Genomic DNA, 12490 nt, shown 5'->3' with positions numbered 1-12490 from the left:
ATCCCCCCACACTCTAAAACTTGGTGAGAAAGGTATATGGAAATCTTGCGTGGTGCCCCAGCACTGTCTGAGTTTCGTGTCCACAAGCTGCTGCAGAGCTGCGCACAGAGAGGAGTAGAGATAGCAAGCGTCTATGCGGAATACGTGCATTTTGCCGAGCTGACGAGCCCGCTGTCGCCCCCCGAGCGAGCGACCTTGGGCCAGCTTCTGCGCTACGGCCCGACCATCCCGGAACACACCCCCAGCGGTCAGCTGTTCCTCGTTACCCCCCGCCCCGGCACTATCTCCCCCTGGTCTTCCAAAGCAACCGACATCGCCCACAACTGCGGCCTGAAACAGGTCAAGCGGCTGGAGCGCGGCATTGCCTATTACGTGCAGGCCAAGGGTGAGCTGAGCGTGGCCCAGCGTAGCGAGATCGCGGCCCTGCTGCACGATCGCATGATGGAAGTGGTCTTTGCCGAGATGAACGAGGCCGCGGCCCTGTTTGCTCACCACGAGCCGCGCCCCTTTACCCAGGTAGATGTGCTGGGTGGTGGTCGCGCCGCCCTGGAAGAGGCCAACGTGACCCTGGGTCTGGCCCTGGCCGATGACGAAATAGATTACCTGGTGACCAACTTCACCCGGCTGGGTCGCAATCCCAACGACATCGAGCTCTACATGTTTGCCCAGGCGAACTCCGAGCACTGCCGTCACAAGATCTTCAACGCCGACTGGACCATCGACGGCGAGCAGCAGCCCAAGTCGCTGTTCAAGATGATCAAGAACACCTTCGAGCAGACGCCGGATCATGTCCTGTCTGCCTACAAAGACAACGCCGCGGTGATGGAAGGCAGCCAGGGTGGCCGCTTCTTCCCGAGCCCCGCCAACGGTGAGTACCAGTATCACCAGGAGCGCGTCGACATCCTGATGAAGGTGGAGACCCACAACCACCCGACCGCCATCTCTCCCTTCCCGGGTGCCGCCACCGGCTCCGGCGGCGAAATCCGCGACGAGGGTGCGACAGGCCGTGGCGCCAAACCCAAGGCGGGCCTGGTGGGCTTCTCCGTCTCGAACCTGCGCATCCCCGGTTTCGAGCAGCCCTGGGAGCAGGACTTCGGCAAGCCGAGCCGCATCGTCAGCGCCTTTGACATCATGCAGGAAGGGCCCCTTGGCGGCGCCGCCTTCAACAACGAATTCGGTCGCCCTGCCATCCTGGGTTACTTCCGTACCTTCGAAGAGCAGGTGCCGAGCCACAACGGCGTCGAGGTGCGCGGCTACCACAAGCCCATCATGCTGGCGGGTGGCATCGGCAACATTCGCAGCGAGCACGTCCAGAAAGGGGAGATCCCGGTGGGGGCGGCCCTCATCGTGCTGGGTGGTCCGGCCATGAACATCGGCCTGGGTGGCGGCGCAGCCTCCTCCATGGCGTCCGGTCAGTCTGCCGAAGATCTCGACTTCGCCTCCGTGCAGCGTGACAACCCCGAGATGGAGCGTCGCTGCCAGGAAGTGATCGACCGCTGCTGGCAACTGGGGGACGACAACCCCATCGTTTTCATCCACGACGTGGGTGCCGGTGGTCTCTCCAACGCCATGCCGGAGCTGGTGAGCGACGGGGATCGCGGTGGTCGCTTCGACCTGCGTGCCATTCCGAACGACGAGCCGGGCATGAGCCCGCTGGAAGTCTGGTGCAACGAATCCCAGGAGCGCTATGTGCTGGCCGTGGCCCAGGACAAGCTGCCTCTGTTCAAGGCCCTGTGCGAGCGCGAACGCGCCCCCTATGCCGTCATCGGCACCGCCACCGAAGAGAAGCATCTCACTCTCTCTGATGATCACTTTGACAACCAGCCCATCGATCTGCCGCTGGACGTGCTGCTTGGCAAGGCGCCCAAGATGCACCGCGACGTGCAGAGCCTGCCCGCCCAGGGCAAGGCGCTGCAACTGGACGGCATCACCCTCAGCGACGCCGCAGAGCGCGTGCTGCGCCTGCCGACCGTGGCGGAGAAGTCCTTCCTCATCACCATCGGCGATCGCACCGTAACAGGCCTCGTCAACCGCGACCAGATGGTCGGCCCCTGGCAGATCCCGGTGGCTGACTGCGCCGTCACCGCCGCGACCTACGACAGCTACCACGGTGAAGCCATGTCCATGGGCGAGCGCACCCCGGTGGCGCTGCTCTCTCATGCCGCCTCCGCCCGCATGGCGGTGGCCGAGGCCTTGACCAACCTGGCACCGGCCAATATCGGCTCTCTCAAGCGGGTCAAGCTCTCCGCCAACTGGATGTCCGCCGCCGGCCACCCGGGGGAAGATGCGGGTCTCTACGAAGCCGTGAAAGCGGTGGGCGAAGAGCTCTGCCCGGCCCTTGGCATCACCATCCCGGTGGGCAAGGACTCCATGTCCATGAAGACCCGCTGGCAGCAGGACGGGGAAGAGCGCAGCGTGACCTCGCCGCTCTCCCTGCTCATCTCCGCCTTTGCCCGGGTCGAGGACGTGCGCAATACCGTGACCCCGCAACTGCGCACCGATCTCGGTGAGACCGACCTTATCCTCATCGACCTTGGCAACGGCAAGCAGCGCCTCGGCGCCTCGGCCCTGGCCCAGGTCTATCGCCAGCTTGGGCAAAGCGCTCCGGATCTGGACAACCCGGTCCAGCTCAAGGGCTTCTTCAACGCCATCCAGGCGCTGGTGGCGGATCGCAAGCTGATTGCCTACCACGACCGCTCCGACGGCGGCCTCTTCGTCACCCTGACCGAGATGGCGTTTGCCGGTCACTGCGGCCTCGACATCCAGCTCGATCGCGTGGGTGGCGACCTGCTGCCGGCCCTGTTCAACGAGGAGCTGGGTGCCGTCATCCAGGTTCGTCGCGAAGACAAGGAAGCGGTGCTGACCCTGCTGGCCGGTCACGGTCTGGCAGCCTGCTCCCATGTGCTGGGCACGGTGCGCGAAGACGACCTCATCCTGTTCCAGCGTGCCGGCAGCGAGGTTTATCGCGCCAGCCGCACCGCCCTTCGCACCATCTGGGGCGAGACCAGCTGGCAGATGCAGCGCCTGCGGGACAACCCGGAGTGCGCCGATCAGGAGCATGCCGCCCGCCAGGACGCCACCGATCCGGGTCTGCAGGCCAGGCTCACCTATAACCCGTCCGACGACGTGGCCGCGCCCTATATCGCTCGCGGGGTTTCTCCCCGTCTGGCGGTGCTGCGCGAGCAGGGGGTCAACTCCCACGTGGAGATGGCGGCCGCCTTCGATCGCGCCGGTTTTACTGCGGTGGACGTGCATATGAGCGACATCCTCGAGGGGCGCATCAAGCTTGAGGAGTTCCAGACCCTGGTGGCCTGTGGCGGCTTCTCCTACGGCGACGTGCTGGGGGCGGGGGAAGGCTGGGCCAAGTCCATCCTGTTCAACGACAACGCCCGTGAGCAGTTCCAGCGCTTCTTCGAGCGCGGCGATACCCTCTCCCTGGGGGTGTGCAACGGTTGCCAGATGATGTCCAACCTGCGCGACCTCATCCCGGGGGCGGATCTCTGGCCGCGCTTCGTGCGCAACCGCTCCGAGCGCTTCGAGGCGCGCTTCAGCCTGGTGGAAGTGCAGGACTCCCCGTCCGCCTTCTTCGCCGGGATGGCGGGTTCCGTGATGCCGATTGCCGTCTCCCACGGGGAAGGGCGAGTGGAAGTGCGCGATGCCGCTCACCTGGCTGCGCTGCAACAGAGCGGTCTGGTGGGGCTGCGTTTCGTGGACAACCGCGGCAACGTCACCGTGCAATACCCGGCCAACCCCAACGGTTCCCCTGACGGTATCACCGCGGTGACCAGTGCGGACGGTCGCGCCACCATCATGATGCCGCACCCGGAGCGGGTGTTCCGCACCGTGGCCAACTCCTGGCACCCGGACAACTGGGGCGAGGATGGCGCCTGGATGCGCATGTTCCGCAATGCTCGGGTTCGCCTGGGTTAATCCCGCGCGTACTTGAGCTCCGAATCAGAACCGGCCCCCGTGGCCGGTTTTTTTATGGGCGAGTGAGTTGTCGATGCTGAAAGCGTCGAAGAACTGTGGCCCATAGAGCACTGACAGGAATAAGGGGCTCCAATTACTTGGTAAAGTATCCCTTCCGAATTACACAGGGAAAATCGATACATAACAGGACCTTGGAAGGAGCTTTAAATGGAATCGCCACTTAAGGTTTTGTGCATTTATAGGGATGAACAATGAGCTGCGACGCGCTACTCTTCATCACGAGCACAGTATCTTTGACGATCCTTAATAGACTGTTTTTCAATGTATTGTTAAGGAGAACGCTGGCAGATATGTCCATTAACCCGAGCACAGGACCTTAATATGCGCGCAATGAAAATAATGCCAATCGCACTTCTTGCTTTATGTATGTGCTCACTAGTTGCCTGTTCCGGGCTATCGGGTGATCCGTATTTCAGCTCAAAGCAAAAAAGTATCGAGGTCAATGGATGTGAGTTTGAAGCTATTATATATGTCTATTCCATAGAGACGAGCATCCCCCCGATTGAACACAAATACACTGCATGGTCTGGGTCTTGCCAAGATGGGCATATGATAGGGCCGGGTTATCTCGACGTCAGCATGGGGAAATTCAAGCGGAGAGAATTTTCAGTTTTCAAACCAGGAAAGCCACGCCCCTATTTCATCACGTTGTCTAAGTTGATTACTCATGATGGCAAGAACTTTGTTGAGGGAAAAGACTACGCTCAATATACAAAGCAATTTATCAGCTCATTCAGGGGGCTCGGCTCAGATGATAGATTTGAGCTGCCACTTACCGAGGCAGAATGCCTGGCGATCGACGATTGCAAGGTTGTTCACGACGCATATTTTGCCACGATTAGCGACGAACAGAAAAGTTTTGCTAACACCTCTTCCGCGGAGATGGTTGCCCAACACAAGCGCGGCATTGAGGAGCAACGTCGCCATGATGCGATTGCTAAGGCCGAGATTGCACGGATCAATCAGGAAGTCGACGATGAACGCAGGGCCGAGAAACAACGGTGGCGTGATGAACGGGCAGCCGTAGAAGCTAACACGCCAGGTGTCACTGATGAACTTGTCACTGGACTAACCGCCATTACGGCTGCTTCTGGTCAGAAAGATACGACTAACGCGCTCGTCACTGGCCTAACAGCCGTCATTGCCGCATCTGATCAGAATGTTGCTCCCATTTCACGTTCTACTTCGAGTGTTCCGGCGCAGCCATCAGTGAATGATGGAAATAATACTTCTGCTGCTGGCGGTCATGGCATCGGTAAGTACAAAGCGCCGAAAGTGGCTTGTGATGACCATGCTTTGGGGATCGAGATGGACAAACACTCTGCCACTATCAACGAGGGGCGAGGGATTTGTGACAATGCAAAAGCAGCGGCGAAACTTTATGAGTTCTATGCAAACTTGCTGGAAGCCAGTTGCCCCAAAAAAACAGCCGAGGTGGTACAGGCGCGTGAAGCGGTTGAGTCTGCCAAAGAAACGATCCGTGGCAGTTGCGCTGATTTCAACTATTAATTAAAAAAGACGTTCTCGAAGAAATAAAAACCCGTCCCCGTTGCTTGGGTGTCGGGTTTTTATATTTATTGCTCAGGCTCTTGCCCCCCCTTCACGCCAGCCATGCCGTTCAGCTTGGTTCACTCTCTGGCCTCACTCCTCCCGAGCAGATGCTCTTCCTGCTCCACAAAACAGGGGTTGTCACCCTGTATTGCCACTTCATGCCCATGGAGTGAACAAGGGGAGGGTGCAACCTATTTAGCACTTGCGCCACGTGAGTCCCCTTGATTGACCAGCTTAGGCCCCAGTGGCCGGTCTTTTCATAGGGCGAGTGAGGCGTTCTGAGGCGTTCTTCAATCCTGTGAGTCGATGGCCGGTTGCAGATACGCAGCGGTTAGAGCAGCGTAGAGAGGGGAGGGGGTTGGCATCCTGAACCGGAATGCCACAAGGAGCGGCACCCCGGGAGATAAAAAAACCGGCCATGGAGGCCGGTTTTGCTGTGTGAGCTGAACCTGAGGCTAGCGCAGCACCACGTGCTGGAAGCCCTGCACCAGGCTGATGACGGGCTGGGGGTAGATGCCGAGCAATACCACCAGAATGGCGGAGAGCAGCACCACCAGGCCCCCGGAGGAGAAGGCCCAGTCGGCCCTGGCATCGCGCAGTTGCATGCCGGGTTCACGCAGGTAGAGGGTGACCATGACCCGCAGGTAGTAGTAGAGCCCCAGGGCACTGCCGAGCACGATGGCGCCACTGAGCCACCACAGCTTGGCATCGACGGTGACGCCGATGAGGTAGAACTTGCCGATGAACCCCAGCGTCATGGGGATACCCGCGAGGGAGAGCATCATCACCGTCATCACCGCCGTCAGATAGGGGCGCTTCCAGAACAGACCGCGATAACTGTGCAGGGAGTCCGCATCCTTGCCGCGATAGGGGCTGGACATCATGCTGATGACGCCGAAGGCCCCCAGGCTGGTGAACAGGTACATCAGCAGGTAGACACCCGCCGCTTCCACCGGCATCTCGCCGAGGCGGCTTGCCACCACCACTGCCAGCAGATAGCCGAAGTGGGAGATGGAGGAGTAACCCATCATCCGCTTGATGTTGGTCTGGATCAGCGCCAGGAGGTTGCCGACCACGATGGAGATGACTGCCATGGCCGCCAGCAGCCAGTGGATCATGGGATCCGAGGTGGCGGGTACCGCCAGGTAGAAGCGCAGCAGCACGCAGAACACGGCTATCTTGCTCACGGTGGCGAGGAAGGTGGCCACCGGTGCCGGCGCCCCTTCATAGACGTCCGGGGTCCAGAGGTGGAAGGGGGCGAGGGACAGCTTGAACGCAAAACCGACCAGCATCAGGCCAAAGCCCCCCATCAGCAGCGGATGGTGAGCCGGGCTCTGGGCCAGGGTCACACCGAGATCGCTGAAGCTCAGGCTTCCGGCCTGGGCGTAGAGCAGTGCCATGCCGAACAGCAGGAAGGCGGTGGCACTGGCGGAGAGCACCATGTACTTGATGCTGGCTTCCAGCGAGTGCCGCTCGCGATAGGCATACCCCACCAGACCGAACATGGGCAGGGTCAGCATCTCGATCCCGATGAAGAGCGAGGCGAGGTGACGGGAGGCCGCCAGCACCAGACCACCTGCGGTGGCGATGAGCAGCAGCAGGTAGAACTCTTCCCGGTTGTCCGGATAGCCCTTGAGCCAGGTGCGACCGAAGGTACAGGTGGCCAGGGCCCCGATGAGCACCAGCCCCATGTAGAAGACCGCGTAAGCGTCCACTTGCAGCAGGGGAGTGACCCCCTGATCCCCCTGGGCCATCACGATGGGCAGGGAGAAGAGCGCGAGGTTGAGGCCGATGATGGTGACCACGAAGGCGGTGTCGTCACAGCGCTTCCAGGCGATGGCCAGCATCAGGGCCACCATGGCCCCCGTGGTCAGCAACAGGGGCAGCAGGGCCAGCAGTTGAGAAACAGTAAACGTCATGACAGTGCTCCCGACATGGACAAGGAAGGCGAAAGAGAAAGCATCATTGCAGCGCCCCCGTGCCCGGCAGCGCGTACCAGTGCAGCACGCTCAGGAGGCTGCTGCTGGCGGTGTCGAGCACCGGCTGGGGATAGAGACCGAGCAGCACCAAGAGGCCGGCGATGGTCAGCATCATGGTCAGTTCCCGGGTATCCAGCCCCTTGAGCATGCTCTCCTCCCGGGGCGTCCCGAAGCAGGCCCGTTGCAGCATGATGAGGGAGTAGACCGAGGCCAGCACCAGCCCGAAGGTGGCGATGACGGTGATGACGGGGGCCACCTGGAAGCTGCCGATGAGGATCAGGAACTCGCCGACGAAGTTGCCGGTCCCTGGCATCCCGAGGGATGCGACGGAGAAGAACAGCATCACGCCGGGCAGGTAGCGCAGCCGTCCCCAGAGACCGCCCATCTGGCGCAGATCCCGGGTGTGCAGGCGCTCGTAGAGCTGACCGCACAGGATGAAGAGGCCGGCGGCCGAGAGCCCGTGGGCAATCATCTGTACCACTGCCCCTTGCAGGGCGAGCTCGCTGCCGGAGTAAATGGCGATCATCACGAAGCCCATGTGGGAGATGCTGGTGTAGGCAACCAGCCGCTTGATGTCGGTCTGGGCAAAGGCCAGCAGGGCGCCATAGACGATGCCGATGAGGCCGAGCACCATGGCGTAGGGGGCAAACTCGGCGGACGCCTCGGGGAAGAGCGGCAGAGTGAAGCGCAGCAGGCCGTAGGCCGCGGTTTTCAGCAAGATGCCCGCGAGATCCACAGAACCCGCGGTGGGCGCCTGGCTGTGGGCATCAGGGAGCCAGCCATGGAGCGGCACCAGGGGCATCTTGACCGCGAAGGCGATGAAGAAGCCCAGCATCAGCAGCCACTGTACCGTGCTGCTCATGGGGGTGTTGAGCAGTTCCTGATAGTTGAAGGTGAAGGCACCGGTGGCGGCGTGGTGGGTCAGTACCAGGCCCAGGATGGCCACCAGCATGATGAGGCCGCTCGCCTGGGTGTAGATGAAGAACTTGGTGGCGGCGTTGATGCGCGACTTGCCATCGGTGACCGAGTGGCCCCAGAGCGCGATCAGGAAGTACATCGGCACCAGCATCATCTCCCAGAAGAAGAAGAAGAGGAACAGATCCACCGCCATGAAGACGCCGAGCACGCCCCCCAGGATCCACAGCAGGTTGAGGTGGAAGAAGCCGATGCGCTGGACGATCTCCTTCCAGGAACAGAGGATGGCCAGCACGCCGATGAAGCTGGTGAGGATCACCATCAGGAGCGACAGCCCGTCCACGGCGAGGTGCAGGGAGATGCCGAAGCGGGGGATCCAGGGTTGTTGCCACTCGGCTGCCCAGACGGGGAGGCCGGGGTTGGCGAGGGTGAAGTCACCACCGAGCCAGATGGCGCTGGAGAGCACCAGACAGGCGCTCATGGAGGCGAGGGCCACCCAGCGGACAAACTGTCCGCCGAGCCGCTCCATCTGCCAGCAGAGCAAGCCGCCGATGAAGGGAATTAGCAAGATCCAGAGTAAGGTCACGATATCAGCTCTCATCTAGGTTCTAGTCGGGCAGGCGCTGAGCCTGCCACACAATATTGGGCTCATGGATCAGCCGAGCAGCAGCAGGGCCAGGATCAGGGCGGCGCCCATCCCCATGGAGGCTGCGTACCAGCGCAACTTGCCGGAGACGGTCCAGGCCAGCAGCTGATGCCCCCCCTGGGCCAGCACGGCGGGCAGGTTCATCATCCTGTCCAGCGGATCCTTGCCGAGCAGGCGAGTCGCCAGCAGGTAGGGCTTGACCCAAATCAGGTCATAAAGCCAGTCAAAGCCCCAGGCATTGAACCAGAGGGTGGACAGAGCCCGCCCCGGTGCACTCTGTGCGATCCCCTTCGCCAGGCGACGTTCGCCGAGGAAGAGGAAGGCGGCCAGCGCAATGCCTGCCACGGCGATGACGCCGGAGAGGATCTCGAGGCCATGGCGTCCCTCTTCGATGTGATCACCGGGGCCTGCCGGCAGTACTCCGGCGAGCGGCGGCACGATGAGGGCGCCGACGCCGGTGGAGAGCACCAGCAGCACCAGCAGTGGCAGATGGTGGGCAAGGCCGTGACCTTTGTGCGCCTCGGTCTGCGCCTTGCCGTGGAAGGCGATGAAGATGAGGCGGAAGGTGTAGAGGGAGGTCAGGAAAGCCCCCCCCAGACCGGCCCACAGCAGGGCGCTCTGGCCGCTGGCCTGCACCTGCCAGAGGATGGCGTCCTTACTGTAGAAACCGGCGGTCACCAGCGGCAGCGCGGCGAGCGCCGAGCCCCCCACCAGGAAGCAGGCGTAGACCAGCGGCAGCGATTTGCGCAGGCCCCCCATCTTGAAGATGTTCTGCTCGTGGTGGGTCGCAACGATGACGGCCCCGGCGGAGAGGAACAAGAGCGCCTTGAAGAAGGCGTGGGTCATCAAGTGGAAGATGGCCCCTTCCCAGGCGCCGACCCCCAGGGCCAGGAACATGTAGCCTATCTGGCTCATGGTGGAGTAAGCCAGGATCCGCTTGATGTCGGTCTGCACCAGCGCCGCAAAGCCTGCCAGCACTAGCGTGATGGCACCGACCAGGGCCACCAGATGGAGGATCTCCGGGGCCAGCAGGAAGAGGCCGTGGGTGCGGGCTATCAGGTAGACGCCGGCAGTCACCATGGTGGCCGCGTGGATCAGCGCCGAAACCGGGGTCGGACCCGCCATGGCGTCCGCCAGCCAGGTCTGCAGCGGCAGCTGGGCTGACTTGCCGACCGCGCCGCCGAGCAGCATCAGGCAGGCAAACGACAGGGCAGGGGAGCCGTCGGCGAACATCGCGGGGGCGCGCACCAGCAGCTCGTGAATGTTGAGGGTGCCGAGCTCGCGATAGAGCACGAAGAGCCCGATGGCGAGGAAGACGTCGCCGACCCGGGTCACCACGAACGCCTTGAGGGCGGCGGCGCCGTTGTTGCGATCCTTGTAGTAGAAGCCGATCAGCAGGTAGCTGCACAGCCCCACCCCTTCCCAGCCCAGATAGACGAACAGCAGGTCATCGGCCAGCACCAGGAACAGCATGCTGGCGATGAAGAGGTTGGTGTAGGTGAAGAAGCGCGAATACCCCTCTTCCCCGCGCATGTACCAGGAGGCGAACAGGTGGATGAAGAAGCCCACCCCGGTCACGACCCCCAGCATGGTCAGCGACAGCCCATCCAGGGAGAGACGGAAGGCGGGCTGGAACTCGCCCACCGTCATCCACTGCCACAGGGTCTGGGTATAGACGCCGCCTTCCGGCATGGTATTGAGAAAATCGATGCCGACCCACAGGGTAGTGAGGGCCGAGAGACCGATGCTGCCGACACCGATGAGCGCCGAGGTGCGCTCGCCGAGGCGGCCGAGGGAGAAGGCCAGCAGCAGCCATCCCAGCAGCGGGAACAGGAAAGTCAGATATAGGAGGCTCATCCGCGCATCTCGCTCACAGTGTCCACGTTCAGGGTGTGGTAACGACGATAGAGCAGCAGTAACAGGGCGAGGCCGATACTGGCCTCCGCTGCCGCCAGAGAAATCACCAGTATGTACATGATCTGGCCGTCGGCCTGGGCCCAGCGGCTACCCGCCACCACGAATGCCAGGGCGGACGCGTTCATCATGATTTCGATACTCATGAGGATAAACAACAGGTTGCGGCGTATCAGCAGGCCGCACAGGCCGATGGCAAACAAAATGGCCGCCAGCAGGAGGCCGTGCTCCATGGGAATTCCACTCATCGCCATGCTCCTTGTGCTTGCTGGATGGAAAGGGGGCGGGCTGCCGGCAGCAGGCCATGCCTCACCACGGGGATGTCGCTCATTGCTGACCTCCTTCCTGTGTGGTGCGAGGCACGGAGAGCACTTCCCCGCTCTTGTCCTCGCGGCCCAGGTGATAGGCGGTGACCAGACCCGCCAGCAGCAGGATGGAGGCGAGCTCCACCGCCAGCACATAGGGGCCGAACAGGGCGATACCGACTTCCTTGGCGCTGACCTCGGTCAGACCCAGTTCACCGCCGGTCACGCCGAGAATGCCGTGGGCCAGAAAGCCCAGCAAAATGAGGGAGAGCAGGGCCGGGCCACCCCAGGTCATGGGGGTGAGCCACTTCTTCTCCTGATCCTGGGCGCTCCCCAGGTTCAGCATCATCACCACGAACACGAACAGCACCATGATGGCGCCGGCGTAGACGATCACCTGCAGGGCCCCCGCAAAGGCGGCGCCCAGGCAGAAAAAGATCATGGCCACGGCGATGAGGGAGATGATGAGATTGAGCAGCGCATGCATGGGGTTGCTGGTGCTGATCACCCGCAGCGTGCTGTAAACGGCGACCAGGGCCGCGGCATAGAATGCCAGTTCCATGATTGACTCCTAGGGCAGCAGGCTCTTGACATCGATGGGCTTGGCTTCGTTCTCGGCATCCCCTTTGGGTTTGCCGTCGATGGCCATCCCGCTCATGCGGTAGAAGTTGTAGTCCGGGTATTTGCCGGGGCCGCTTATCAGCAGATCTTCCTTCTCGTACACCAGATCCTGGCGACGATACTCCCCCATCTCGAAATCCGGCGTCAGCTGGATGGCGGTGGTGGGGCAGGCCTCCTCGCACAGGCCGCAGAAAATGCAGCGGGAGAAGTTGATGCGAAAGAACTCCGGGTACCAGCGGCCATCTTCCCGCTCCGACTTCTGTAAGGAGATGCAACCGACCGGGCAGGCGACCGCACACAGGTTGCAAGCCACGCAGCGCTCGTCGCCGTCAGGATCCCGGGTCAGTACGATGCGACCGCGAAAACGGGGGGCGGCGTAGACCGGCTGCTCCGGGTAGCTCAGGGTTTCACGGGGGCGCCAGGCATGGGAGAAGACCATCCCAAGACTGCGCAACTGGGTGCCAACACCCTTGATAATGCTCGTAATTTTCATAGGTGCCTCACTGCACATTTATCAGCACTGGCGTCTGGGCGTTTCCTTGCCGCAGACGGCCGAATCATCGTCATGT

Annotated in this window: 8 protein-coding genes; 2 read left to right on the top strand and 6 right to left on the bottom strand. The window is 62.0% G+C overall.

All coding sequences use genetic code 11. The annotated features are described in order from the left end of the window. Positions 1 to 36 precede the first annotated feature (36 nt). Positions 37 to 3930, top strand: a complete 3894-nt coding sequence (gene purL / locus AB5Y68_RS15475; RefSeq protein ID WP_039038717.1) for a phosphoribosylformylglycinamidine synthase — start codon at positions 37 to 39, stop codon at positions 3928 to 3930. Positions 3931 to 4311: 381 nt separating this feature from the next. Continuing rightward, complete coding sequence (locus AB5Y68_RS15470) at positions 4312 to 5499, top strand: hypothetical protein (RefSeq protein ID WP_200886002.1); 1188 nt, start codon at positions 4312 to 4314, stop codon at positions 5497 to 5499. 497 nt (positions 5500 to 5996) lie between these two features. Here the strand turns inward: AB5Y68_RS15470 and nuoN are convergent, their stop codons facing one another. The 6 genes from nuoN to nuoI form a co-directional block, all read right to left on the bottom strand. Next, the gene (nuoN, locus tag AB5Y68_RS15465; protein WP_039038715.1) at positions 5997 to 7460 is read right to left on the bottom strand and encodes an NADH-quinone oxidoreductase subunit NuoN; all 1464 of its coding nucleotides are present in this window, start codon (positions 7458 to 7460) and stop codon (positions 5997 to 5999) included. 43 nt (positions 7461 to 7503) lie between these two features. After that, a complete protein-coding gene (gene nuoM / locus AB5Y68_RS15460; RefSeq protein ID WP_039038814.1) occupies positions 7504 to 9021 on the bottom strand; it encodes an NADH-quinone oxidoreductase subunit M in 1518 nt (505 codons plus the stop codon). Between the two features lie 69 nt (positions 9022 to 9090). Then, positions 9091 to 10938 carry an NADH-quinone oxidoreductase subunit L gene (gene nuoL, locus AB5Y68_RS15455; RefSeq protein ID WP_039038714.1) on the bottom strand — a complete coding sequence of 616 codons (1848 nt, stop codon included), beginning with the start codon at positions 10936 to 10938 and terminating at the stop codon, positions 9091 to 9093. After that, on the bottom strand, positions 10935 to 11243 hold the full coding sequence (nuoK, locus tag AB5Y68_RS15450) for an NADH-quinone oxidoreductase subunit NuoK (protein ID WP_010675036.1): 309 nt from the start codon (positions 11241 to 11243) through the stop codon (positions 10935 to 10937). Before nuoK ends, nuoL begins: the two co-directional genes overlap by 4 nt. 79 nt (positions 11244 to 11322) lie before the next feature. Then, the gene (gene nuoJ, locus AB5Y68_RS15445) at positions 11323 to 11862 is read right to left on the bottom strand and encodes an NADH-quinone oxidoreductase subunit J (protein WP_010675035.1); all 540 of its coding nucleotides are present in this window, start codon (positions 11860 to 11862) and stop codon (positions 11323 to 11325) included. Positions 11863 to 11871: 9 nt separating this feature from the next. Further along, the gene (gene nuoI / locus AB5Y68_RS15440; RefSeq protein WP_010675034.1) at positions 11872 to 12414 is read right to left on the bottom strand and encodes an NADH-quinone oxidoreductase subunit NuoI; all 543 of its coding nucleotides are present in this window, start codon (positions 12412 to 12414) and stop codon (positions 11872 to 11874) included. Positions 12415 to 12490 lie beyond the last annotated feature (76 nt).

This window comes from Aeromonas sp. R6-1 (assembly GCF_040908165.1).
Taxonomy (GTDB): domain Bacteria; phylum Pseudomonadota; class Gammaproteobacteria; order Enterobacterales; family Aeromonadaceae; genus Aeromonas; species Aeromonas caviae.
This window is presented reverse-complemented; position numbering and strand designations above follow the sequence as displayed.

Excerpts from the sequence above, each read along its gene's own strand:
- nuoL (WP_039038714.1), bottom strand. The coding sequence starts at position 10,938 with ATGAGCCTCCTATATCTGACTTTCCTGTTCCCGCTGCTGGGATGGCTG.
- AB5Y68_RS15470 (WP_200886002.1), top strand. The coding sequence starts at position 4,312 with ATGCGCGCAATGAAAATAATGCCAATCGCACTTCTTGCTTTATGTATG.
- purL (WP_039038717.1), top strand. The coding sequence starts at position 37 with ATGGAAATCTTGCGTGGTGCCCCAGCACTGTCTGAGTTTCGTGTCCAC.
- nuoK (WP_010675036.1), bottom strand. The coding sequence starts at position 11,243 with ATGAGTGGAATTCCCATGGAGCACGGCCTCCTGCTGGCGGCCATTTTG.
- nuoN (WP_039038715.1), bottom strand. The coding sequence starts at position 7,460 with ATGACGTTTACTGTTTCTCAACTGCTGGCCCTGCTGCCCCTGTTGCTG.
- nuoJ (WP_010675035.1), bottom strand. The coding sequence starts at position 11,862 with ATGGAACTGGCATTCTATGCCGCGGCCCTGGTCGCCGTTTACAGCACG.
- nuoI (WP_010675034.1), bottom strand. The coding sequence starts at position 12,414 with ATGAAAATTACGAGCATTATCAAGGGTGTTGGCACCCAGTTGCGCAGT.